Raw genomic sequence first — 25642 nt, forward strand, 5'->3', positions numbered from 1 at the left:
TAAAGTTTTAATGTTGAAAGGTTGGAATGTTATTCCTGTCTGTCGGATTAAAACTATTCTGAATTTTCAAATGTTTGATTTCTAAAACGATAAGTCAAAAGTTCAACTTTTCAACCTTAAAACGTTTCAACATTTCAACTTCGATACATTCCAACATTTAAACCAATTTAAAATGCCTATTTACCATACTTTAGGGACCATCCCGCATAAGCGGCACACGCAATTTCGTAAGCCGGATGGTACTTTATATGCCGAGGAACTGGTATCAACCGAAGGTTTTTCCAGCCTGTACTCGTTGGTTTACCACGCCTACCCGCCTACTATTGTAAAAGAACTGGGCGAACCGTATTCTGTCGAGCCCAAAATAGCACGCGAAAAGCACCTTAAACATACCAGTCTGATAGGTTTTAATATAAAGCCCGAAGACGATTACCTGAAAAGCCGCAAGCCGGTGTTGGTGAACGCCGACCTGCACATATCGCTTGCCGCCCCGCGCAAAAGCATGACCGACTATTTTTACAAGAACAGCCAGGCCGACGAGGTGATCTTTATCCACGAGGGTACGGGTACTCTAAAAACCGGCTTTGGTAAAATAAAATTTGAGTACGGCGATTACCTGGTGATACCCCGTGGTACCATCTACCAGCTGGAGTTTGATACGCCGGATAACCGCCTGTTTATTGTAGAGAGTTTCAGCCCTATCCGGTCGCCAAAACGCTACCGCAATGCTTACGGGCAATTAATGGAGCATTCGCCCTACTGCGAACGTGATATAAAGCGCCCCACCGACCTGGAAACTATCGACCAAACGGGCGATTTCAAGATCCTGATCAAAAAACAGGGGCTTATCTATCCATACACCTACGGCACCCACCCCTTCGATTTTATCGGCTGGGACGGCTTCCATTACCCATGGGCATTTTCTATACATGATTTTGAACCGATAACCGGGCGCGTACACCAACCGCCACCGGTGCACCAGACCTTCGAGGGCAACAACTTTGTGATCTGCTCTTTTGTGCCGAGGAAGTTTGACTATCACCCATTATCAATTCCCGCCCCCTACAACCACAGTAATGTGGACAGCGACGAGGTTTTATACTATGTAGATGGCGATTTTATGAGCCGCAAAAGCGTGGTAAAAGGGCAGATAACCCTGCACCCCGGCGGTATACCGCACGGCCCCGCGCCGGGCTCGGTCGAAAAATCCATCGGCAAGGAATTTACCGATGAACTGGCCGTGATGATAGACCCCTTCCGCCCGCTGATGCTGACCGAAGATGCGATCCAAATTGAAGACGAGAGTTATTATAAAAGCTGGGTTATTTAGTGTTGAAAGGTTACAGTAGTTGAAAACGTTTTAAACGTTCAAATTCAGTAATCACAACCATTAAAACATTTACAACCCTTACAACAATTACAACCAACAACATGGAAACATTAACATTAGATACAAAACCAATTACAACAGATTTTTTACCGCTTAACGGTACCGATTATGTTGAATTTTATGTAGGCAATGCCAAGCAGGCCGCGCATTACTATAAAACCGCTTTCGGTTTCCAGGACCTGGCTTATGCCGGCCCCGAAACAGGCGTACGCGACCGTGCTTCGTATGTATTGCAGCAGGGCAAAATACGCATTGTACTAACAACGCCGCTGCACTCCGACCACCCCATTGCCGAGCATATTAAAAAACATGGCGATGGCGTAAAGGTATTGGCCCTTTGGGTTGATGACGCTTACGATGCTTTTGCACAAACAACAAAACGTGGTGCCGAACCATACCAGAAGCCGCAAACCATTACCGATGAGCACGGCGAAGTACGTACCAGCGGCATCAAATTGTACGGCGAAACCGTCCACCTTTTTATAGAACGTAAAAACTACAGCGGGCCGTTTTTGCCGGGTTATAAGGCTATGCAAACTACCTATCAACCGCCAGTTTCGGGCCTGTTGTATGTAGACCATTGCGTAGGTAACGTGGGTTGGCATAAAATGGACCAATGGGTTAATTTTTATGAGGATATCATGGGTTTCCGTAACATCCTGACCTTTGACGATAAAATGATCTCGACCGAATACTCCGCACTGATGAGCAAGGTAATGAGCAACGGCAATGGTTATGTGAAGTTCCCGATAAACGAACCTGCCGAAGGAAAAAAGAAAAGCCAGATAGAAGAATACCTGGAGTATTATGAAGATGAAGGCGTACAGCATCTGGCATTGGCCACTGCCGATATCGTTAAAACCGTTACCGACCTGCAAAGCCGCGGCATCGAGTTCTTAACCGTGCCAACCACTTATTACGATGAGTTAACTGCCCGCGTAGGTAAAATAGACGAAGACCTGGAACCGCTTAAAAAATTAGGCATCCTGGTTGACCGCGATGATGAGGGCTATTTACTACAGATCTTCACCAAACCGGTGGAAGACCGCCCTACCCTGTTCTTCGAGATCATACAACGTAAGGGTGCAAAATCATTTGGCGCGGGTAATTTTAAAGCTTTATTTGAAGCTATAGAACGCGAGCAGGAATTACGAGGGAATTTGTAAGAATAAATCGGGTATCTCGCATATTTGAACAGCCGGGTTTTGCCCGGCTGTTTTTATTAAAGGGTTAATTATAAAAGGGTTAATTATAAAAGGGTTAAAACACCCTGCAAAACAGTGAATTATATGGTTAAACATTTTATAACTTGCATAGGTTATATAAAACATGAGCAGTAAGCCATTAAATAATAAATTTCAATTACTCCCACTGCTGGTAAGCATCGCCATTACCTTCACCATTGGTATTGTTGCCTCGTTATTTACCCGGCCAGAAATTACCGGCTGGTACCAAACATTACGCAAGCCATCTTTTACGCCGCCTAACTGGCTTTTCCCTGTAGCATGGAGTACACTTTACCTTTTGATAGCCATATCAGCCTATATCATCTGGAAACATCGCGATAGCAGGCCTAAATATAAAACAGCGGTTATTATTTATTTTACGCAGCTGGCCCTTAATTTTTCGTGGTCGATAGTGTTTTTTGGCATGCACCAGGTATTGGGAGGGCTGATAATTATCATTGCTTTGCTGGTAACCATTATTTTAAATATAGCCTGGTTTGCACGTATCAACAAGCCGGCTGCATGGCTGCTGGTGCCTTACATTGCATGGGTGCTTTTTGCTACGTTGTTAAACATTAGTATTTGTGTACTTAACAAATAAGAAAAACACTATTTTTATTGCACGTTTATTGTGCCCGAAATGAAAAAATTATTCCTTACCTGCGCCTTCGTTATTATTGCCGTAACATTCGCCTTAGCGGATACCATAGCCATCAATCATTTTGTAGTAACAGAAAACCCGTTTGCTAAAGACGAAGTAGCCATTAAAGCGGTAGATACCGCTGGTATAACCCAGGAAAACGTTACCGGGTTGTTCACGTTTACGGTTAACGGCTTTACCGAGCAGCTTAATTTTGATAAAGGGGTAGCGTTTTATCGTCATAAAATAGAAAAATCGAGCTTTGTTTACACGCGGCACGAGAATGATAGCGGAACGCACTCTATGCTCTATTATATCTACCGGCACGATAGCAAGCTTACACCTGTAAAGATCAGCTGGATAGTATTGATATCCATCCCTTTGGGGCTTATTTTACTTGGTTACCTGTTTAAAAGGTTTATCATCATCGCGCTCATCATTTTCTGTATATTCCTCTACTTTAATCACAGCAGCGGATTAAGTATCCCAACATTTTTTCAGAGTATTATTGACGGGTTGAAGGGGATGTTTTCTTAGGTAGGTTAGAGGTTATAGAAGAATCCTTTATGGATTGTTTTTTTTAGCTATTTTTTACTTTATTAAAACTTTACAAAGCCTAACCTCTGATTAACTAATCTCTAATCACGTAAGCGAAGCGCTTAAAACGGCAGCCCTATCCCAAAGTTAAGCTGCATAAAACCGTAGTTTTCGCCATTAGTTACCCGGTACGATCTTTTGAACGGCCCATCGCTAAACAGTTCACCAAAGTGTTTAACAAATACCCATTGGTCTGACCCATTAAACTGCGGATCTTTAAACTTAAAGGCGGCATCCAGCCTGAATATAAAGAAATTAAGATCAAAGCGCAAGCCTGTACCAATACCTATAGCTGTTGATTGCAGCAGGTTATTAAACCTGAATTCGCCATTAGGATTATCTGCCTGCTTATGCAGCCGCCATACATTACCCGCATCTACAAAAAACGCGCCTTTTAGCTTGGCGCCAAAAAAGTTATCGGCCAATTTATACCGGTATTCGGCATTGGCAACAATTTTTATTTCGCCAAACTGGTCAAGGTATTTCAGCCTCGCGCGGGCAGTATCGGCTGCGCCGCCAACACCATAACTTGCCCGGTTAAACTGCCCTGGGCCAAGGGTGCGCGGCAGCCAGGCACGTATATCGTTTGCGCCCCCGGTGTAAAAATTCTTTTCAAATATCAGCTGGTTACTATTGCCGTAAGGCACGCCAATACCCGGGTTAAACCTTAAGATAAACTGCTTTTCGCCGCCTAAACTGCGGTACCAGCGGTAATCTATTTCGGTTTTTATGTACTGTGCAAATGCATAACCAAATATTGTGCGCTGCCCCAGCGAATCTCGTGGTGCACCTATCAGCTTACTTATTAAGCTAAGTGTACCGCCGCCCAGATCAAGCCCGCCCCTAAAATAAATGAAGTTTTTGTACGAGTTTAACTCCTGGGCATTATACTGAAAGGTATACTGGCTTCCGGATGTAAAAGTGGTACGCCCGATAAGCTTTACATACGAAAAACGGTTTTGCTTTAAAAGCTCGATCCTGGCAACAGGATCGATGCTGCCGCTCGAGAATTCGATATTTATAGGTGTTACCGAGTGCTGTTTACGTGTAGTTTCAAAAAAATCGTAGGTAACTGAGTTGATAAAACTCTTACGTTCAACCAATCCCTTTTGATAAAACATCTGGAAGTTGGTAGAGAACGTTGTATGCGGTACGCCAAACTTAGCCAGGTTAGGGAATTTAAAGGGCAGCAGTAACCTTGGGTAGATCACGCTTACACCGGTCCTGAAATCCTGGTTTTGTATCCCTTCGTTAACGGCCGAGTTACCGTTATCAAATAAGATGCTCCAGTTAAGCTTTACCTGCAGTATAGCCGCCTGTTTAAATATATTACGGTTTGTAAATGTATTGCCCAGGTTATAGCCAAAACGCCCCTGGTTAAACAAAAACTCCGCCTCTACGCGGTCTGTCATGCGTTTAAGGGGGACGATATCAATTTTGGTGTTTAGCCGGTTGGTACTGTCTGATAGCTTTTCGTAGGTTGGGTTGGGCACGTTCCTGAACACATTCAATTCCGACAGGCGCGACGTGGTTAATGTTTGCTTATCAATATCATATAATTCCCCTTTGCGTTGAAAAATATAGCTGGTAACCGTGCGGGGCTTAAACCTGCCCGAAAAGTCGACAAACCTAAACTGCGAATCAACCTGAATGGTATCTGCCTTGCCTGTGGTGCGGCCGTTGCTGCGGGCAATGGTTATTAATGTATTGTTAATGGTATATACAGGGTGTTCGGCTTTGCCTTCGGGGTTATCAATGGTCATCACCACATCAACCACACTTTTGTTAAAGCTGGAATCGGGCAGGTAATTAATGTACTGGCGGAAAAAATCGTAATAGCCGTTCCGTTTCATTACCTGGTAAAACTGGTCGCGGTCATAGGCAAGGCTGTCTGTGTCAAACCGGCTGCCAACATTTAAATGCGTATACTGCTTACGCGTATCACGGTACAATTCCTGCACTTTTGGGTCGGCAATGCTATCTCTAAAGTTACGTATTTTAAAAAGCGGGCCTTCGGTAGCGGTAAAAAACAGCCTGGCTTTTTTCTTTTTTACCACTATGGAATCGGTAACCTTTGCCTTTAAAAAGCCTTTGTTTATCAGGTATTTTTGTATTTGCAGGCGCGAAAACTCTACTAAATTGCTATCAAGTATAGCCGGTGGTTCGCCTATTTTACGCTTACCTTTGCTACTAAATAAATAATAAAACTGAAGGTTAAGCCAGTTGTTGGGCTGCTGTTCTTTATCTACGTAGTTGATAGCTGTTTCCGAAAATTCCTTGTCGATACCTTTGATGGTAACTTTGCGCACAATAGCCTGGTTATCGGTAAGTCCGCGTGTAACACTACAGCCGGCACCAATAATAACCACTAAAATACTTAATATTGCAAGACGGATATTCCCGGGTGTATTATATGCTTTCAAAATCTCAGATCAGTTTACTAACGTCCTTACAACATAAAAAGTTTCGCAGGGAACATGGTTTGTTTATGGTAGAGGGTTACAAATCGATAACTGAATTTGCCGATTCTGATTATCAAATCCATACCATATATCATACGCCTGATACAGCCCCAAAATTGCTTAAATTATCCCGAAAAATAAACTTTCAGGAGATTTCTTTAAACGACCTGCAAAAAATAAGCGCCCTAAAAAGCCCGGCCGATGCAATTGCCACGGTTAATATACCCCAATGGGGCGGCTTAAACTACACAACGCTAAAAAATAAGTTTAGTTTGGTGTTGGATGGCGTGCAGGACCCCGGCAATATGGGTACCATCATTCGCACGGCCGATTGGTTTGGTATCAGCACCATTATTTGCTCGGAAGATTCCGTTGATGCCTACAACCCCAAGGTAGTACAGGCCACTATGGGTTCGTTGGCGCGGGTAAATGTCACTTATACCAATTTGCCTGGCCTTATTTCGGTCGCAAAGCTGCCTGTTTTCGGGGCTTTATTAAATGGCGAAAATATTTATACCACCAATTTTGGCACCGAAGGTTTAATTATTATGGGTAACGAGGGTAATGGCATAAGGCCTGATATTCAGCAATTAGTGACAAAAGCCATTACTATTCCGCGCGTTGGCAGGGCCGAATCTTTGAATGTGGCCATAGCTACGGCCATATGCTGCTCGCAGTTGGCGGCAAAATCGTACAAATAAAAATTGATTGGCAACAAATAATTACTATTTTTGCAATCCTTAAAATTGGTCGGGTGGCCGAGTGGCTAGGCAGAGGTCTGCAAAACCTCCTACAGCGGTTCGAATCCGCTCCCGACCTCAAGGTTAAAAACATTTAAATAAAAAGTCATGGGCGTTACTCGTTTAAAAAGAAAAGATAGAAGGAACAAAACTACTTCACGTTTAGAAGTTCAGTTTTTAAAATTGGCTACCAACATTGAGTTAGGTGACCGTTCTGCAGAGAAAAAAGATAGCCAGATAGCAAAAAACAATGCTGTTTTAGCTATTGCTGCTTCAGGCAAATAATCCTTCTTTTTAAGAAATTAAAAAGGCGTATCAATGTATTGATACGCCTTTTTTTGTTGATTAAATTGTCATTTCGGACGAGGTGCGAGGAGAAACTGCCTCTTGATCGATAGCAAAAAATCTTATACGACGAGTGAAAGCATGGCGTATAAGATTTTTCTTCGCGCCTCCTCACTTTCCCGCCCACTGCTCATCGAAATGACACAGGGCGGGTCAATCCTATCGCTGCAATATTCTCTTATTTATCCTCCCTATCAATCCCGGCCCCTCATAAATAAATCCGGTATATAACTGCACCAATGATGCGCCCGCATTTAATTTTTCAACCGCATCTTCAGCCGAATGAATGCCACCCACGCCGATGATAGGGAACGAGCCCCCTGATACTCTGTGCAGATAGCTGATCACCTCGGTAGACCGTTTGGTTAACGGCCTGCCGCTTAACCCGCCGGTTTCCCCTTTATGTGCCGAGGTAAGGCCCTCGCGACTGATAGTTGTATTGGTAGCAATAATACCTGCTATGCCTGTTTGTTTCACAATATCGGCAATATCATTTAACTGCTCATTGGTAAGGTCGGGCGCTATTTTTAACAGGATAGGCCTGCTTATACCGTTCTTGCTATTACGTTGCTGCAGCGTGTTTAAAATATGCATCAGCGGTTCTTTTTCCTGCAACTCGCGCAGGCCGGGGGTATTGGGCGAGCTTACGTTAACCACAAAATAATCTACCACGTCAAAAAGCCTGTCGAAGCATTTGATATAATCGTTTACAGCATCCTCATTAGGGGTTACCTTATTTTTGCCTATGTTACCACCAACTATAAGAGCCTGCTGCCCCGGCTTTAGGCTTTTGCGGTAAGCTGCAATACGTTCGGCAGCTATATCAACACCATGGTTATTAAAACCCATACGGTTTATCAGCGCCCCATCTGCCGGCAGGCGAAACATGCGTGGTTTATCGTTACCCGGCTGTGGCAAGGGGGTTACCGTACCCACCTCCACAAAACCAAAGCCCAGGTTACCCATTTCACTTATCAGCTCGGCATTTTTATCAAAACCGGCGGCAAGGCCAACCGGGTTTTTAAACTTCAGGCCAAAAACCACGCGTTCCAGCCGTTTATCGCTGCTGCCCCAAATGGCTTTACTTAATGCCGGGCCGCCCGGGAAACGGTTAAAACGTTGAAGGTTGCGGGTTACAAAATAATGCACGTTCTCGGGGTCGAACTGAAACAACAGGGGTTTAAGCAATTGATACATGGCGCGAATTTACCGTTTTTAATAATTAAGCTTAAACTTAGATAAGAATATTGTATTTTGGCTTACCAATTAACCGTCATTAAGACGGATATTTATAACCTAATTTATGAAAGATACTAACAAAAACTCCCGCCGCAATTTTATAAAAACTACCGCCGTGGGTGCGGTCGCGGCTATCAGCATCCCGCAGATCGTATCAGCTTCGGCCAACAGCTTTGGCAGTAAAAAGGTACAGTTGAACGATAATGATGTAATACTTTTTCAGGGTGATTCCATTACCGACTGGGGCCGCGACCGTAATAAAACCGAACCTAACGATAACAGCGCTTTGGGCAACAGCTACGTTTTATTAACCGCTGCCGAATTGCTGGAAAAACACGCGGCCAAAAACCTGAAAATATACAACAAAGGTGTAGGCGGCAACAAAGTATACCAACTGGCCGAAAGGTGGGATACCGACACCCTTGCCCTAAAACCAACTGTGCTAAGCATCCATGTTGGTGTTAACGATTTTTGGCATACCCTTGGCGGCGGCTATACCGGCACCATAGATACTTACATTACCGATTACAGAAAACTGATTGAGAGAACCAAGACAGCCCTGCCAGGCATAAAAATAATTATCGGCGAGCCATTTGCCATGACAGGCACCCGTGCGGTTGATGCCAAATGGTACCCAACGTTTGACCTTTTCCGTAAGGCAGCGCGTGATATTGCCAATCAATACAACCTCCCGTTTATCCCATATCAAACCATATTTGATAACGCCCTTAAACAAGCGCCCGCCACCTACTGGACACTGGATGGCGTGCACCCCAGCCTTGCCGGCGCAAAACTGATGGCACAGGGGTGGATGGAAACGGTGAAATAAGCCGAAAGCTAATAGACTAAAGCTAAAAGCTTGGTATCTTCCCTTTGTAAAGCTTTCAGCTTTGAGCTTTAGCCTTTCAGCCCAAAAGCGTATCTTTGCGCCCGAAATGATAGCTATAAATAACCTTACGTTCGAGATTGGTGCGCGTGCCTTGTATGATGAAGCCAACTGGCATATAAAACCAGGTGAAAAAATTGGCCTGATAGGCGCTAACGGTACGGGTAAAACTACGCTGTTAAAGATCATTGTGGGCGATTACACACCTACATCGGGTACCATTTCAATGGCTAAGGACCTTACCATGGGCTACCTTAACCAGGACCTGCTATCCTACTCGTCCGATAAAAACATCGTACATGTTGCCATGGAAGCGTTTGAGCGCCAAAACCAGCTGCACGATGAAATTGAGGTTTTGCTTAAAAAACTGGAAACAGATTACAGCGAAGAGCTGCTGCACAAACTAAGCGATAAACAGCACGAGTTTGAACTGCTTGACGGTTATAATATTGAATATAAAGCACACGAAATTTTAGCCGGCCTTGGTTTTAGCGAGGCTGATTGCGCACGTAAATTAAGCACCTTTAGCGGGGGCTGGCGCATGCGTGTAATGCTTGCCAAAATTCTTTTACAGGCGCCCGATATCCTATTATTGGATGAGCCTACCAACCACCTCGACTTACCATCGATACAGTGGCTGGAAGATTACCTGAAGGCGTTTAGCGGCGCTATCATCATCGTATCGCACGATAGATGGTTTTTAGATAAGGTGATAAATCGCACGGTGGAATCGCGTAAAGGTAAACTGAATGTTTATGCCGGCAATTATACTTTTTACCTGGAAGAGAAAGCCTTAAGGGCCGAAGTTCAGCGTGGAGAATTTAAGAACCAGCAATCGAAAATAAAACAAGAGGAACGTTTGATCGAGCGTTTCCGCGCCAAGGCATCAAAAGCAAAAATGGCGCAATCGCGTATAAAAATGCTTGATAAACTGGAGCGTGTTGAAGATGTGGACGATGATAACCCGGAGGTTAACTTCAGCTTCCGTTTCAGCAAGCAATCGGGCCGCCACGTGTCTACTTTAGAGCATATCACCAAAAAATATCCCTCAATTGATATTTTAGAAGATGCCGAAGCGATCATAGAAAAAGGTGATAAGATTGCCCTGATAGGTGCCAACGGTAAAGGTAAATCGACCCTACTGCGTATCGTAGCCGGCGCTGATAAGGAGTTTAAAGGTACTGCCGTTACAGGGCATAATGTTACACAAACCTTTTTTGCCCAACACCAGTTAGAGAGCCTTCATTTAGAACATCAGATACTACAGGAACTCCAGGCCTTCGCCCCAAAACATACCGATACCGAGTTGCGCTCGATATTAGGTTCGTTTTTGTTCACCGGCGATGATGTTTTCAAAAAGATCAAAGTACTATCGGGTGGCGAAAAATCGCGTGTAGCGCTGGCAAAAGCATTAACTGCTGATGCAAACTTTTTGGTACTGGATGAGCCTACCAACCACCTGGATATGGCATCGGTTAATATATTGATACAGGCCCTGCAGCAGTACGAAGGCACGGTGATCGTAGTATCGCACGACAGGTATTTCCTGGATAATGTAGCCAACAAGATCTGGTTCATCGAAGACCAAAAGATAAAACAATACCCCGGCACCTATGCCGAGTACGACGAATGGAACGCAAAGCGAAAACTTGACCCTAAAGTGGCTGCGCCTGCCCCTCAGCCAAAAAAGGAAGAGAAAAAGCCCGAGCCGGTTAAACAGCCGCAAAGCGACAACAAACACCAGCAGCTAAAAAAGCTTAACCAAGACCTGAGCAAAATGGAAGAGCATATTTCGGCTTTAGAAAAAGAAGTAAAACAGCTGGAAACCCAACTGGCCGACGACACCATCTACAACCAAGCCGAAAAGCTAAAGCAGATCAGCGATAACTATCAACTTAAAAAGCTGGAGCTTAGGGAAAATCAAAGTCGCTGGGAGGCCCTTGCCGAGCAGATCATGGAACTGGAAGCGTAGAATAAAAAGTTTTTTAGGAGGCAGTTGCAGTAGCAGTTGCCTTTAAGCAAATATCATTGCTGCCGCGAGCTTTCAGTTGCGCTAAACCGCGGTAAATGAAATAAATTCGGCATAACGTGACTTTTTTCTACCTTGTGTTGATGAAAACCCGTTTCTGCTTTTTACTGCTTTGCATTTTTGTAAGCATATCCTGTTTCGCCCAAACTCCACCCTTTGATAACAGCGTTTATCGCCACGAGATAAAAAGCGTTGAGTTTTATAATTCAAAAAAAACGGCTTCGTTCCCGGTTATTGAGTTGGGCGGGCGCGAAACTGTTACCCTGGGTTTTGATGACCTGAGCGGTGCAAGCCGTACTTTTAATTACACCCTGCAGCACTGCGATGCCAATTGGAACCCTTCCAGCCTGTCGCCTGCCGAGTACCTGGAAAGCTTTACCGACGACCGCCTGAACGATTACACTTATTCATCGGGTACGTTCCAAAAATACACCCACTACGAGGTTAAGATCCCAAACCGTAACATCGCGCCTAAAATATCAGGCAATTACATTTTAAAGGTTTATGAGGATGGCGACCCAACTAAACTGATACTTACCCGCAGGCTTTATGTGGTGGGCAAACGCGTATCGGTAAGCGCCAATATCACCGCGTCTAACACGGTTTCGGCAAGGCGCACAAACCAAAAGGTAAATTTCAATATCGACTATACAGGGTTAGCCGTTCAAAACCCAACCACCGATATCCGCGCTTTCCTGATGCAAAATGCAAGGCCCGAAACCGGGATCATGAACAATAAACCAACCTACATACGTGGCACGCAGCTTGTTTATAACGATGTTAACATTAACGATTTTGCAGGCCGTAACGAGTTCAGGCATTTTGACACACGTACATTAAAACTCAACTCGGAACGGATCTCAAAGATCTATAAAGATACCGCCAATACGGTTGTACTGCTTGGCGACCCAAACCGCGACCTGCCCAATTATACTTTGCTGTATGATATTGATGGTAAGTTTTTCATCCTTAACCAGGATGGCAACGACCCGCGCCGCGATGCCGACTACGCGCATATGTATTTCAGTTTGGCAGCCAATAAATCGCAGGCCGATGGTACGGCCTATATTGTAGGGCAGTTTAATGATTATAAGCTCGACGCTAACAGCAGGCTCACGTATGACGACCGCGGCCGCTGGTACACCGATCTGCTGTTGAAACAGGGGGTTTACGATTACCAGTACGTTTGGGTGAGCAACGCCACCAAAAAGCCCGACGATACCGCACTTGAAGGCAATTATTTTGAAACCGAGAACGAATACCAGTTGCTGGTTTACTACCGCCAAACCGGGGCCCGCTACGAGCAATTGGTGGGTTATAATCTATTAACTACGGCAAGGCAATAGCAATATTGGCTTACAAACTTTTACGGTCGATACTTTCCTGTTAAAGTTTATCTTTGCAGCATGAAAGGAAAATCATCCAAAGAATCATTCACCATTATGAACGAGCTGGTATTACCTAACGATACCAACACCCTTAACAATTTAATGGGAGGCCGTTTATTACACTGGATGGATATCGCGGCAGCTATATCGGCACAAAAACACTGCAACCGTATAGTGGTAACTGCGTCTGTTGATAATGTTTCCTTTCAGCACCCTATAAAACTTGGTGATGTAATTACCATCGAGGCTAAGGTTTCGCGCGCATTTACTACCTCTGTCGAGGTGCGGCTGGATGTATATGCGCAAAACATACCATCCGGTACGAAAGTTAAAAGTAACGAGGCCTATTATACATTTGTAGCTTTAGACCAAAACGGCCGTACCATACCCGTGCCACCTATGCTGCCCGAAACCGACGAAGAAGTTGAACTATATGAAGGTGCGCTTCGCCGCCGCCAGCTAAGGCTGATATTAGGCGGCAAAATGAAACCTGATGATGCTACCGAGCTAAAGGCATTGTTTTTTGGCGTAACCAAATAGCCTCAAAAACATCTTTACTACCCTATCCGTTATTTATTTATGGATGATCGTATAAAACTACAGCAAGGCGATATCACCAAACTACAGGTTGATGCTATTGTAAACGCCGCAAACAGCAGCCTGATGGGTGGTGGGGGTGTTGATGGTGCCATACACCGTGCCGGCGGCAAGCAGATATTGGAAGAATGCAAACAGATTGTTAACCGGCAGGGCGGCTGCAAAACCGGCAACGCGGTAATAACCACGGGCGGCAAACTACCCGCCCGGTACGTGATACATACCGTTGGCCCTGTTTGGAACGGCGGTAAGCACAACGAAGAAGAACTGCTGGCCAATTGTTACAGCAACAGCCTTAAAATTGCTGCGGGTAATGTGATCAAAGCCATCGCTTTCCCAAATATCAGCACCGGGGTTTACCGTTTCCCTAAAGATAAAGCGGCATCGATAGCGGTAAAAACCGTTGATGCCTTTTTACATACTAACCGGGATATGGAAGAAGTGATATTTATTTGTTTTGATGATGAGAATTACGGACTGTATAAACGGCTGTTAAATAATTAGCTATAAAGAGCGCCAAGCGAAAGCACAAAGGTCACGAAGTAAGCTCCGTGACCTTGTGATATAAAATATAATCTTTAAGCGCTTTGTGGTTAAATCATTAATTACTCCCCTGCCAATTCCAGTATCCGGTCAAATTCTTCGCGCGTCATCCCCATTACAGATAGGCGGCCTTGTCTTACCAGGCCAATATCTTTAAGGCGTTCATCGGCTTTAATTTGTTCGAGGGTTACGGGCTTTTTAAGCGGCTCTACAGGTGCAAGGTCTACAACAACCCAATTAGGGTCCTCGGTTGTTGGGTCCTGGTAAAACTCTTTTACAACTTTGGCTATGCCTACAATTTCTTTCCCTTCGTTGCTGTGGTACCACATTACCAGGTCGTCTTCCTTCATCAGCCTTAGGTTATTACGGGCCTGGTAGTTGCGCACACCATCCCAAAAGGTACGGCCCTCTTTGTTGAATTTATCCCAGCTATATTTAAACGGTTCGGATTTTACAAGCCAATGGTTCATATAAAAACTATGTACGGAGTGGTTGAATTTGCTATTTTCTCCGGACGCGGTAAAGGTGACAAAATACGGCGAAAAACTAAAATTAATTATTAAACGCGTTTAAACATCTATTTTTCTTCTTACGAAAAACTATTTTGTAGCTAATCTTAATACGATAATATATATAATTGTAGTATACCATTTGCCTTGAACGTATACAAGTATGCCTTTACAGATCAATAATGATGATGCCAGCTTTAATGTGTTGTTTCATCACAATCCCAACCCAATGTGGATCGTGGAGGTTGATACGCTTCAGTTTAAAGAGGTAAATGATGCCGCTATAAAACATTATGGCTACTGCCGCGAGGAGTTTTTAAACCAAATAACACTATCGAACATCCGGCCGGTGCACGAGCAGCAGGATATGCTTGCTCTTATCAAGCGTATAAAGCACAGCCAAACCATAAAAAAGGACCTTACGCACGTTAAAAAGGATGGAAGCGTAATTTATGTAAACATTACATCGTACAACGTTACCTATTATGGGTGCCGTTGCCGCATGGTTATTATTAATGACATCACCCTGCAAAAGCATAAGGATATAAAGCTTACCGAGGCCTTAGATAAAATTAACGAGACCCTGGAAAGCATCACTGATGGCTTTATAACGCTCGACCGCAAACTGCGGATAACTTACTGGAATAAAGAAGCAGAGCGCATACTGGCTACAGACAGGGCCGCGGTACTGCACAAAACGTTATGGCAGTTATACCCTTACTATCGCGAGCTAAACGTTTTTAAACGGTTTAATTACTCGTTAGATCATAAAGAAACGATAAAGTTTGAAGAACATATCCCGCAGTTAAATAAATGGGTGTGCTTTACGGTTTACCCCGGCAGTGATGGACTGGCGGTATACTTTCAGGATATTAGCGGACAAAAACATGGCGAGGAGCAGATAAACCTTAAAAACAAAAGCCTTGATCAGATAGCCTATATCAACTCGCATTTGATACGAAAGCCGCTGGCCAATATATTAGGTATCATTAATTCTTTAGAATGCGCGCCGCATGATGAAGAGCATTTAGAGCAGCCCTTAAAAATGCTTAAACTAAGCGCTGTTGAGCTGGATCATATCATAAAGGATATCAATACCCGGGTAGAAAAAACGTTAAAGTAGGCCTTTGGCTTTAGTACAATATTTTAAACATCAGTTCCTTCATCAAACCACCATGGCCGGTGTTTGATTCAACGCCTTTGCTTTTTAGATCGTATTCGCGCAGGTAGCTTATCACCTGGAAGGTTTTGCCAAGATTGTAACCACGCGCTGCCTGCTCATAATCCTTTAAAAAGTATGGGCTAACACCAAGTTCCCTTGCTAGATTTTGCGGTGTTTTATCTTTCACATAATGATAGGCCAGCACCTTGCTGAAAAAATTATTGAGATTGCCCAGCACCAGCACAATAGGGTTGGCCTTAGGGTTGGCTTCAAAATAGTTCACTATCTGGTTAACCTTGTAGGCGTCCTTTTTCGTCAAAGCTCCCTGTAGTTCAAAAACATTATACTCCTTACTGATGCCTATGTTATCCTGTATCAGCTGCAGGGTTATCTCCTGCCCGGCGCTGATATTCAGTATCAGCTTGTCCAGTTCGTTGGCAATTTTAGAAAGATCATTCCCCAAATATTCTGACAGCATGACCGATGCCTGCGGGTTTATTTTGTATTTTTTTTCGGCTATATAGCTTTCTATCCAGCCGGGTATCTTGCTATCGTATAACGCCGCCGATTCAAATATCAACCCGTTCTTTTCAATCGCTTTGTAAGTCTTTTTACGTTTATCAAACTTCCCGTATTTGTAGCAAAATACCATAATGGTGCTTGGCAGCGGGTTTTCCAGATAGCTAAGTATGGGGTTGATGCTTTTTTTGTCGTCATCATCCCGGCCCCATTTCATATCCTGCGCTTCTTTTACCATCACCACCTGGTAATCGCTCATCATGGGGTAGCGCTTGGCGGCGTTAATGGCGGTCATAATATCCGTATCCTTGCCGTATAGTATAGTTTGGTTAAAACCCTTCTCCGCGTCGGATAAAAGGTTGTTCTCGATATAATCGCTCACCAGGTCGATATAATAAGGCTCCTCTCCGTGCAGTAAATACAGGGGTTTAAACTTATGGTTCTTAAGGTCTTTTATAATATCAGGAGCGGCCATCTTTAAGTCAAAAGTAGAAATTGCGAAGCACTCTTGAGCACTAAAACGAAAAATAATAACGCGAAAAACTTAAAAGTAAAAAGTCCTGCTTGTCGACTAATAAACTTAAAGATAATTACAGCCGCACCTTGTTTTGACTTTTGTATTTTTACTTTTGACTTTAATAACATGGATCTACTACTCCCGCTCAATTTACCACCCTACCCTTTTAAGCTTACCGAACAAAACGGGCAGCTTACGGTGTTCGACGAACTGCGGAAGAAAAATATCATCATCACCCCCGAGGAGTGGGTACGCCAGCATTTTGTTCAATATCTTATTAACCAAAAGCAGTACCCCCGCTCGCTTATAAAGCTCGAAGGCGGTTTAAAACTGCACGGCATGGCTAAACGTACCGATATTGTGGTTTTTAACTCATCAGGAAAAAAGATCTTACTGGTTGAATGCAAGGCCCCGTCGGTTGCCATTACGCAGGCTACCTTTGACCAGGCTGCACGCTATAATATGGTGCACAAGGTGCAATTGATGGTAGTAAGCAATGGCTTGCAACATTACTATTGCCGCATCGATCACGCTACCGAAACTTATCAATTTATAGAGGAATTGCCCGGCTATAAAGAGCTTTAGCTGCCCACAGTGGCTACCAGGTTTTGAATTTTCTCCATCAGTTCATCCGGCTTAAATGGCTTGGCCACGTAATCGTTCATCCCGGCGTTGGTCACCTGGTCGCGGATGTCAAATAAGGCTGATGCAGTTAAGGCGATGATAGGGATATTTGCCTTGGCAGGGTCGGGCATTTTGCGGATCTCCATAGATGCGTCAAAACCGTTCATCACAGGCATTTGCAGGTCCATCAAAATAATATCAAAATTACCGTATTGCACAATTTCTACCGCGCGGTCGCCATTTTCGGCAATGGTAGGTACTATCTTCCATTTCGAGAACAGCTTTTTCATCAACATCACATTCACCGGGTTGTCTTCGGCGATGAGGATACGCAGGCTGCTGCCCATATTTTCTAACTCAATAACGTTTGGCTGCTGTGGCTGTGGTTCTGTTGTACGTTCTTTTTGCTGAGGAATAACTTCTGTTGATACCGGAAACTCCATATTAAAGGAAAACTCCGACCCTTCGTTCACCTTACTGCTTACATGCATTTGCAGGCCCTGAAGCTCAAGCAGGCGTTTTACAATAGCTAAACCCAAACCGGTGCCCCCGTATTGGCGCGTGGTGGTGATAGATTCCTGGGTGAAAGGCTCAAATATAGTTTCCAGATTTTCTTTTTTGATACCGATACCCGAATCCTTAACCGAAAAGCCAATCGTAATGTTATTGTGCCGGTCTTCTAAACAGGTTGCCCGTACCCAAACATTACCCTGCGATGTAAATTTGATGGCATTGCTCACCAGGTTAAATATAATTTGTGTAAGGCGGGTTGGGTCGCCAAATATTATTTTCCGCCTTAAAGCGCTGTCTATATCCAGCTTAAACATCAGGCCTTTTTCTTCGGCCTTTATGATCTGCCCTCCACAGATGTTCTGCATCAGTTCAACCAGGTTAAACTTGATCTTCTCGAACACTACCTTGCCCGATTCTATCTTATTAAAATCAAGCACATCGTTAACAATGGCAAGCAGATTATTGGCCGAAAACTTCAGTATCTCCAGGTTCTCGCTTTGGTCCTGCCGCGGGTTATTCATCAGCAGCAGGTTACTCATGCCAATTACCGCGTTAAGCGGCGTGCGGATCTCGTGCGACATGGTCGACAAAAACTCCGACTGCACCTGCGATGATTTTTCGGCCTTTTCAATGGCCCTTTCAAATTTGATATTTAGCGCCGCCTGCTCTTCCCCGGTATCTTTAAGCTGTTTTATATTCTTTAAAAACGCCGTGTAAAAGTGGCTATGGATAAATATTATCAGTATGAAATTGGCAAAAATAGCGATGATTGTGGTGGACTGATCGGCCTTTTCGGGCTTAAAAAAATCTATGTAATAATTATGATCATACTGCATCACCATAAATATCAATACCGGCAATAAGTTAAGCAGCGAGAAAAACATTCCCCAGTTTTGCCCCAGCATATAAAAGCTGAAAACGATAACAAGAATAATGATCTGTATGGTTATAATGTTTACATCCTGCAGAATAATAAACACCGTAGCCAAATTTAGCAGGGTGCCAATAACAAGCAGCATATGCGATATGGTGCGCCAGTGCGGCTTGTAAGTAAGATACTTAAACAAAGCCAAAACCACCAAAAGCGTAACCCCCGATGTAAGCGACATTACCCGCAGGTTTTGAAGATACACGCTCAGGAATAACGCCCCTATACCTACAATTGCAAGTAAAAAACCATAATATAGCAAACGGATACGGGCCTGGTCGAGGATGGACTGTTCCCTGGTAAGTATCTTATTAATGGAGAAATTAAAAAAATCCACTCGTTGCTAAATCGGTATTAAATAGGTTAACTAAAATAATAAATATAACGGTATAATATACACAATAACTTATTATTTTAGGATGCAAAGTGCCTTAACACTATGCAATTAGCCTGCCAGCCCGCGCAAATTATCCTCCACTATCTTTAACCTTGCCTCTGCGTCGGCTTTCTTTTTTAGTTCGTTCTCAATTATCTCGGGCTTTGCATTAGCCATAAAGCGTTCGTTTTGCAATTTGGCATTTACCGATCTCAGGAAACCTATCAGGTAATCCTGTTCCTTTTCAAGCCTTTCACGCTCGGCAACCGCATCAATTTCTATATTCAGCGAGATAAAAAACTCGTCTGTGCCCGCTACAAAGCTGTTTGCGCCGTTAACAGCACCATCAACCAAACTCAGTTCGGTGATGTTTCCAAGTTGTTTAATTACGCCTTCGTATTCTTTATAGTTGATAGCAGAGTTTGCTTTTATAGCCAGGGGTAACGCGTCCTTTGGCGATAATTTATTACCGTTACGTGTGTTTCTTACCTGGGCAATTACCTGTTGTACAACTTCTATATCGGCAACCAGGCGGGTATTTATTTGCCCGATAACTGGCAGTTGTGCAACAATGCAGCAATCAAGCGGGGTGCGTGTGCCAAACAATTCATCGTGCCAAAGCTCCTCGGTGATGAACGGCATGTAAGGATGCAGCACCTTAAGAATATCCTGGAAATAGGATACGGTTGCATTGTAGGTTTCCCGGTCAATTTTTTGTTTTTCGACTCCCTGCTGGTAAACAGGTTTTACCATTTCCAGGTACCAGGCGCAGAAATCGTCCCACACCAGTTTGTAGGTTGTCATCAGCGCTTCCGATAAACGGTATTGTTTAAAATCGCTCTCGATATCAACCAAAGCCTGGTTAAACCGGCTGCCAAACCACTCAATAGCTACCTGGTTATTCGGGGCGATGCTATCATCGGCTTCCCAGCCTTTTACCAGTTTAAAGGCATTCCATATTTTATTGGCGAAGTTACGGCCTTGTTCGCAGTAGCTTTCGTCAAACATCAGGTCGTTACCTGCGGGAGAGCATAGCAGCATGCCTACACGTACCCCATCGGCACCATATTTTTCTATCAATTCTAACGGGTCGGGCGAGTTACCTAAGGATTTGGACATTTTGCGCCCCAGTTTATCCCTAACGATGCCGGTTAAGTAAACATTAGTGAAAGGTTTTTGCCCGCGCAACTCGTGCCCTGCCATGATCATGCGTGCCACCCAAAAGAACAGTATCTCGGGTGCGGTAACCAAATCGTTTGTTGGGTAGTAGTAGTTTATCTCGGCATTATCCGGGTTGCGCACCCCATCAAAAACCGACATTGGCCAAAGTCCTGATGAGAACCAGGTATCCAGAACGTCTTCGTCCTGGGTTAAGTTCTCGATAGTAAGTGAAGCGTCGATTTTATGTGCTTCTGCCAATGCTTCTTCTTTGGTTTTGGCAACTACAAACTCGCCGTTTGGCAGGTAATACGCCGGGATCTGCTGCCCCCACCATAACTGGCGGCTAATATTCCAGTCCCTAACATTCTCCATCCAGTGGCGGTAGGTGTTGATGAATTTTTCGGGGATCAGCTTTACATCTCCATTTAAAACATATTCTAAAGCAGGCTTAGCCAGTTCGGGCATTTTGCAAAACCATTGCATGCTTAGCCTTGGTTCGATAACCGCGTTGGTACGTTCGCTGAAACCTATTTGTGAGGTGTAATCCTCCGTTTTTTCCAGCGCACCGGCTTCTTCTAAAAGCACAGCTATTTTTTTTCGGGCGGCAAAGCGGTCTTCCCCTACCAGGATCTGTGCCTTCTCATTAAGGGTAGCATCATCGTTTAAAATATCAATAACAGGCAGCTTATGCCGCTGGCCAAGTTCATAGTCGTTTAGGTCGTGCGCGGGGGTAACCTTTAAACAGCCTGTACCAAAGTCCATGGTCACGTAATTATCCAGTATCACCGGGATCTCGCGGTTTATTAATGGGATAAAAACTTTCTTACCATGCAAATGGGTATACCGTTCATCATTAGGGTTGATACAGATAGCCGCATCAGCCATGATGGTTTCGGGCCGCGTAGTTGCAATAGTTAGATAGCTTTGGCTGCGTTGTGCGTTGTGTGAGGTGCGTTCTTCATCCGCTACACGCTCTTCGTCACCCGCAACCTCATATTTTATATAATAAAGCTTCTGATTAACTTCTTTACGGTTAACCTCCTCGTCGCTTACGGCGGTTTTGCTTTGCGGGTCCCAGTTTACCATGCGTACGCCGCGGTAGATCCAGCCTTTTTTATGCAGATGAACAAAGTAATCTATCACAGATTCGCTCATATCCTCGTCCATCGTAAATTTGGTACGTTCCCAATCGCACGATGCACCAAGCTTCTTTAATTGTTCAAGGATAATACCACCGTATTTATCTTTCCACTCCAGGGCGTAGGTCAAAAACTCCGAGCGGGTAAGGTCTTTTTTACTGATGCCGCGTTCTTTAAGCATGGCTACAACCTTTGCTTCGGTAGCAATGCTGGCGTGGTCGGTGCCCGGCACCCAGCAGGCATTTTTACCTTTCATACGGGCACGGCGTATCAGCACATCCTGTATGGTATTGTTTAGCATATGGCCCATGTGCAGCACACCGGTAACATTTGGCGGCGGGATAACAATGGTATATGGCTCGCGTTCATCAGGCACCGACCTGAAGAAATTGTGCTGTAACCAGTAACTGTACCATTTTTCTTCGGCTTGTGCGGGCGAATAGGTTTTTGCAATACTCATAGCCTGCAAAAATAACTATTTGGCGCTAATTGGGAATAGGTAATTTAGGAAGTTCGGCGCTATATAACTAATCTCCAATTAACTAATCACTAATCTCTCAAGACTATATGGAACAATTATAAATTACAGCAATTTAAATATCAGCAACAATATTTTTACATATCGCCGTTTATACTGTTATAAATACAGCATCAGACATGAAAACAATGCCCTTGAATCGTTTTTTGGCAGCTTTTATTAAAATGTCGCGATTATCAGTTGTCATCAACTGGTTTAACAAATAACATCCCCGCACAATTATTTGCCATCCTGCAGATAAAAATCAGCCTCATGGGTTACAAGTAACCCTGTACTAATGTGTCAATTACCAAGTGGATGCCGGTAATAACTTTACAACATTCTAACACTCAAGTTTACAACACTCTAAACTAAACCTATATCTTTGCGGCACTGACACGTTATATGATAGTTCACCAATTTTACGATAAGGGCCTGGCGCATGCTTCGTACGCCATTATACGCTCGGGCAGGATGGTTGTTATCGACCCGGCCCGCAACCCGCAGCCTTACTATGATTTTGCCGCTTTGCACAATGCGGATATTACCGGGGTGATAGAAACACACCCCCACGCCGATTTTGTAAGCTCGCACCTGGAGATGCACCAAACTACCGGCGCGGTTATTTATGTGAGCAAACTGGCAGGCGCCGCCTACCCCCACGAAAGTTTCGACGACGGCGACGTGATCAGACTGGATGATATCAAACTAAAAGCTATTAATACCCCAGGTCACTCGCCCGATTCTATTTGTGTTTTACTGGAAGACGAAAAAGGCCGCGACTGCGCCGTGTTTACCGGCGATACGCTTTTTGCCGGTGATGTTGGCCGCCCCGACTTGCGCGAGAACGCGGGAAATATCACTGCCAAAAAAGAGGAACTGGCCCGTCAAATGTATCATAGTACCCGCGAAAAGCTGATGGTGTTGCCGCAGGATGTCACCGTTTACCCCGCCCACGGCCCCGGCTCGTTGTGCGGTAAAAGCATGAGCCCCGACCTGCAAACCAGTATTGGTAAAGAGCTGCGCGAAAACTACGCACTGCAGTTGATGGACGAGCTGACATTTGTAAATACCCTGATGGCCGACCAGCCCTTTATGCCAAAATATTTTGGATATGATGTTGAGCTGAACAAAACCGGCGCCCCAAATTTTGAAGAAAGTATAGGCATGGTAACCCGCCCTGCAACTGATATCCCTTTAGAAAAAGGCGCGTTAATTATTGATACCCGTACCAAAGATGTTTACCGGGCCGGGCATATAAAAAATTCCATCAACCTGCAGGATGCCGAGAAATTTGAGACCTGGCTGGGCTCGGTTATCGGCCCGGATGAACAGTTCTACTTAATTGCCGGTAACGACGTTGAATTGGAACAAATGATAGCTAAAACGGCCAAAATAGGGTACGAAAAAAATATAATCGCTGCTATTTTAGCACCCGAAGCGGCTAATCAGCGCTCACCAGAGTTAAAATATGCTGAATTCAAAACCAACCCAAACTATTATACCATTGTTGATGTACGCAATTGGGCCGAAATAAAGGCAGGCAAATTATTCATCAATGCCCTAACCATCCCACTACCCGAATTGCGGGAGCGGGTGGGCGAAATACCAACCGATAAACCCATCGTAGTGCACTGCGCGGCGGGCTACCGGTCGGCCGCAGCGGCAGGGATAATTGAGACCGAAATTACCAATGTCCCCGTTTATGACCTTGGTGAAGCCATAAACGACTGGAAGTAGGTTATGCCTTAAACTCGCCCTTCTTTAGCGCATCGGCAGCGTAATTTGCTGCGCGTGCGGTTAAAGCCATAAAAGTAAGCGAGGGGTTTTGAGTGCCTGTGGAGGTCATACATGCGCCATCGGTTATAAATACATTGGGGCAGGCATGCAGCTGGTTCCACTTGTTAAGTAAGGATGTTTTGGGGTCGCGCCCCATACGTACGCCGCCAACTTCGTGAATATCAAGCCCCGGGGCCTGTTTACTATCATTTGCAGAAATGTTTTTACAACCTGCTTTAGCCAGCATTTCTGCCCCCTGCACCAAAAAATCCTTTAACAGCTTTTCGTCGTTATCATCATAATCAACCGATATACGCAGCTGCGGGATGCCCCATTTATCTTTTTGCTCGTTACTCAGTTGTACAAAATTACTTGCCTTCGGGATGGTTTCGCCCTGCATCATCATGTAAATGCCCCATGGCCCTGGTTCGGCTATGGCATCTTTGTATCCGGCACCAATCGGGTCGCCTTCGGTAAAATGGCCCCAGCCGGGGCGTGTGGCGGTATAAAAGGTCATGTATCCGCGCAAAAAGTCGGTTTCCTGTTTGTAAACGTTCCTGAAGTTGGGCATCATTACCGCGGTTGGCCTGCGGCCATAATAGTAACTATCCATCGGCCCATCAAAACTTGCTGTAAGCGACCCGCGATAGTTATGGAATGCTAAGTATTTGCCTAATAACCCGCTGTCGTTCCCTAAACCATTTGGAAAGCGATTTGATGTTGAATTGAGCAGGATAAGATTGCTGTTCAATGCAGCGGCATTTACAAAAATGATCTTCGCAGAATATTCTATGGCTTTATCGGTATGCGCATCTATCACCCTTACGCCAACGGCTTTTTGCTTTTTTTCGTCGTAAATAATGGAATGCACCACAGCATCGGGCCGCAGGGTTAAATTGCCTGTTTTAGCTGCCCAGGGCAGTGTTGACGAGTTAGAGCTAAAGTAGCCCCCAAACGGGCACCCGCGTTCGCACAGGCTACGCGCCTGGCACTGGCCCCGGCCTTGCTGCAAGTGCACCTCTTTAGGTTTGGTAAGATGCGCGCAACGGCCAATAATAACGTCGCGGTCTTTATAACCGGCCATTATGCGCTTCTGTATCTCCTTCTCCACCACGTTCATTTCCCATGGCGGTAAAAAGTCACCGTCGGGAAGGGTTTCCAGGCCGTCGTGGTTACCGCTTATGCCTGCAAACTGTTCAACATAAGTATACCATGGCGCAAGGTCGTTGTACCGTATGGGCCAGTCTACCGCGAAACCATCGCGTGCAGGCCCTTCAAAATCAAACCTGCTCCAGCGCTGTGTTTGCCTTGCCCAAAGTAATGATTTGCCCCCAACCTGGTATCCGCGGATCCAGTCGAAGGGTTTATCCTGCACATAAGGGTGTTCCTTATCTTTCACAAAAAAATGTTCGGAAGCTTCGCTGAAAGCATAGCAGCGGTCTACTATTGGGTTTTCCTGCTTTACAGCCAACGGTATTTGATCGCGGTGCGGAAAGTCCCAGGGGTTTTTAGTAGCTGTGGGGTAATCTTTTAAATGTACCACATCCCTGCCACGCTCTAATACCAGGGTTTTTAGCCCCTTGCCACAAAGCTCTTTAGCCGCCCAGCCGCCACTGATACCCGACCCTATCACGATAGCATCAAAGGTATTAGCCGCAAATTCGTTTGAATTTACATATGCCATTATAGTTAATTTGGAAACTGAAATTAGCAATTGTTGGCGATAAGCGCAATAATGGCGCGGAAAACATGTCAAAGTAAGGTTGGCGCAGAGGCTGATGGTTTTACAAACTCACTATAACAAAAGAAAAGGGTG

The 25642-nt window shown here is 44.6% G+C and carries 21 protein-coding genes and 1 tRNA gene; 15 read left to right on the plus strand and 7 right to left on the minus strand.

The window, feature by feature from the left end:
* Positions 1-172 precede the first annotated feature (172 nt).
* From EWM62_RS10845 to EWM62_RS10860, 4 genes are all read left to right on the plus strand, one after another.
* Positions 173-1330: a homogentisate 1,2-dioxygenase gene (locus EWM62_RS10845; RefSeq protein WP_129876689.1), complete on the plus strand. Its 1158-nt coding sequence runs from the start codon at positions 173-175 to the stop codon at positions 1328-1330.
* Positions 1331-1431: 101 nt separating this feature from the next.
* Entirely contained in the window at positions 1432-2556 is a 1125-nt protein-coding gene (hppD, locus tag EWM62_RS10850) for a 4-hydroxyphenylpyruvate dioxygenase (RefSeq protein ID WP_129876690.1), read from the plus strand.
* Positions 2557-2719: 163 nt separating this feature from the next.
* Positions 2720-3217 carry a TspO/MBR family protein gene (locus tag EWM62_RS10855; RefSeq protein WP_129876691.1) on the plus strand — a complete coding sequence of 166 codons (498 nt, stop codon included), beginning with the start codon at positions 2720-2722 and terminating at the stop codon, positions 3215-3217.
* A gap of 39 nt (positions 3218-3256) precedes the next feature.
* Positions 3257-3793 (plus strand): hypothetical protein, encoded by a 537-nt coding sequence (locus tag EWM62_RS10860; protein ID WP_129876692.1) that lies wholly within the window; start codon positions 3257-3259, stop codon positions 3791-3793.
* A 122-nt stretch (positions 3794-3915) separates the two neighbouring features.
* Here EWM62_RS10860 and tamL read toward each other — a convergent pair whose 3' ends face one another.
* A complete protein-coding gene (gene tamL, locus EWM62_RS10865) occupies positions 3916-6276 on the minus strand; it encodes a translocation and assembly module lipoprotein TamL (RefSeq protein ID WP_129876693.1) in 2361 nt (786 codons plus the stop codon).
* On the opposite strand from tamL, the gene EWM62_RS10870 reads away from it, so the two are divergent.
* The 3 genes from EWM62_RS10870 to EWM62_RS10880 all read left to right on the plus strand — a co-directional run bounded on the left by EWM62_RS10870 (position 6267) and on the right by EWM62_RS10880 (position 7340).
* On the plus strand, positions 6267-7016 hold the full coding sequence (locus EWM62_RS10870) for a TrmH family RNA methyltransferase (protein WP_129876694.1): 750 nt from the start codon (positions 6267-6269) through the stop codon (positions 7014-7016). The genes tamL and EWM62_RS10870 overlap by 10 nt on opposite strands.
* Positions 7017-7063: 47 nt before the next feature.
* Positions 7064-7134, plus strand: a tRNA-Cys gene (locus EWM62_RS10875).
* 29 nt (positions 7135-7163) lie between these two features.
* A complete protein-coding gene (locus tag EWM62_RS10880; RefSeq protein WP_129876695.1) occupies positions 7164-7340 on the plus strand; it encodes a spore protein in 177 nt (58 codons plus the stop codon).
* 219 nt (positions 7341-7559) lie between these two features.
* Here the strand turns inward: EWM62_RS10880 and EWM62_RS10885 are convergent, their stop codons facing one another.
* A complete protein-coding gene (locus tag EWM62_RS10885) occupies positions 7560-8597 on the minus strand; it encodes a quinone-dependent dihydroorotate dehydrogenase (RefSeq protein WP_129876696.1) in 1038 nt (345 codons plus the stop codon).
* A gap of 106 nt (positions 8598-8703) precedes the next feature.
* Between EWM62_RS10885 and EWM62_RS10890 the strand changes: the two genes are divergently transcribed.
* From EWM62_RS10890 to EWM62_RS10910, 5 genes are all read left to right on the plus strand, one after another.
* On the plus strand, positions 8704-9468 hold the full coding sequence (locus EWM62_RS10890) for an SGNH/GDSL hydrolase family protein (RefSeq protein ID WP_129876697.1): 765 nt from the start codon (positions 8704-8706) through the stop codon (positions 9466-9468).
* Positions 9469-9574: 106 nt separating this feature from the next.
* A complete protein-coding gene (gene abc-f / locus EWM62_RS10895) occupies positions 9575-11497 on the plus strand; it encodes a ribosomal protection-like ABC-F family protein (protein WP_129877044.1) in 1923 nt (640 codons plus the stop codon).
* Positions 11498-11637: 140 nt separating this feature from the next.
* Entirely contained in the window at positions 11638-12900 is a 1263-nt protein-coding gene (locus tag EWM62_RS10900; RefSeq protein WP_238989331.1) for a type IX secretion system plug protein, read from the plus strand.
* 60 nt (positions 12901-12960) lie between these two features.
* On the plus strand, positions 12961-13482 hold the full coding sequence (locus EWM62_RS10905) for an acyl-CoA thioesterase (protein ID WP_129876698.1): 522 nt from the start codon (positions 12961-12963) through the stop codon (positions 13480-13482).
* A gap of 39 nt (positions 13483-13521) precedes the next feature.
* The gene (locus EWM62_RS10910) at positions 13522-14043 is read left to right on the plus strand and encodes an O-acetyl-ADP-ribose deacetylase (RefSeq protein ID WP_129876699.1); all 522 of its coding nucleotides are present in this window, start codon (positions 13522-13524) and stop codon (positions 14041-14043) included.
* A 101-nt stretch (positions 14044-14144) separates the two neighbouring features.
* Here EWM62_RS10910 and EWM62_RS10915 read toward each other — a convergent pair whose 3' ends face one another.
* Positions 14145-14552: an EVE domain-containing protein gene (locus EWM62_RS10915; protein WP_129876700.1), complete on the minus strand. Its 408-nt coding sequence runs from the start codon at positions 14550-14552 to the stop codon at positions 14145-14147.
* Positions 14553-14754: 202 nt separating this feature from the next.
* On the opposite strand from EWM62_RS10915, the gene EWM62_RS10920 reads away from it, so the two are divergent.
* Entirely contained in the window at positions 14755-15714 is a 960-nt protein-coding gene (locus EWM62_RS10920; protein WP_129876701.1) for a PAS domain-containing protein, read from the plus strand.
* A 10-nt stretch (positions 15715-15724) separates the two neighbouring features.
* Here the strand turns inward: EWM62_RS10920 and holA are convergent, their stop codons facing one another.
* Complete coding sequence (holA, locus tag EWM62_RS10925) at positions 15725-16747, minus strand: DNA polymerase III subunit delta (RefSeq protein WP_129876702.1); 1023 nt, start codon at positions 16745-16747, stop codon at positions 15725-15727.
* 168 nt (positions 16748-16915) lie between these two features.
* Between holA and EWM62_RS10930 the strand changes: the two genes are divergently transcribed.
* Positions 16916-17374, plus strand: coding sequence for a type I restriction enzyme HsdR N-terminal domain-containing protein (locus tag EWM62_RS10930; RefSeq protein ID WP_129876703.1), 459 nt, complete (start codon positions 16916-16918; stop codon positions 17372-17374).
* On the opposite strand, the gene EWM62_RS10935 is transcribed toward EWM62_RS10930, so the two are convergent.
* Complete coding sequence (locus EWM62_RS10935) at positions 17371-19191, minus strand: ATP-binding protein (RefSeq protein WP_129876704.1); 1821 nt, start codon at positions 19189-19191, stop codon at positions 17371-17373. The genes EWM62_RS10930 and EWM62_RS10935 overlap by 4 nt on opposite strands.
* A gap of 108 nt (positions 19192-19299) precedes the next feature.
* A complete protein-coding gene (locus EWM62_RS10940; RefSeq protein WP_129876705.1) occupies positions 19300-21990 on the minus strand; it encodes a valine--tRNA ligase in 2691 nt (896 codons plus the stop codon).
* Between the two features lie 462 nt (positions 21991-22452).
* Between EWM62_RS10940 and EWM62_RS10945 the strand changes: the two genes are divergently transcribed.
* On the plus strand, positions 22453-23787 hold the full coding sequence (locus EWM62_RS10945) for a rhodanese-like domain-containing protein (RefSeq protein WP_129876706.1): 1335 nt from the start codon (positions 22453-22455) through the stop codon (positions 23785-23787).
* Between the two features lies 1 nt (position 23788).
* On the opposite strand, the gene EWM62_RS10950 is transcribed toward EWM62_RS10945, so the two are convergent.
* Complete coding sequence (locus EWM62_RS10950) at positions 23789-25510, minus strand: GMC oxidoreductase (RefSeq protein ID WP_129876707.1); 1722 nt, start codon at positions 25508-25510, stop codon at positions 23789-23791.
* Positions 25511-25642 lie beyond the last annotated feature (132 nt).

The organism is Mucilaginibacter terrigena (genome assembly GCF_004168255.1).
Taxonomy (GTDB): Bacteria; Bacteroidota; Bacteroidia; order Sphingobacteriales; family Sphingobacteriaceae; genus Mucilaginibacter; species Mucilaginibacter terrigena.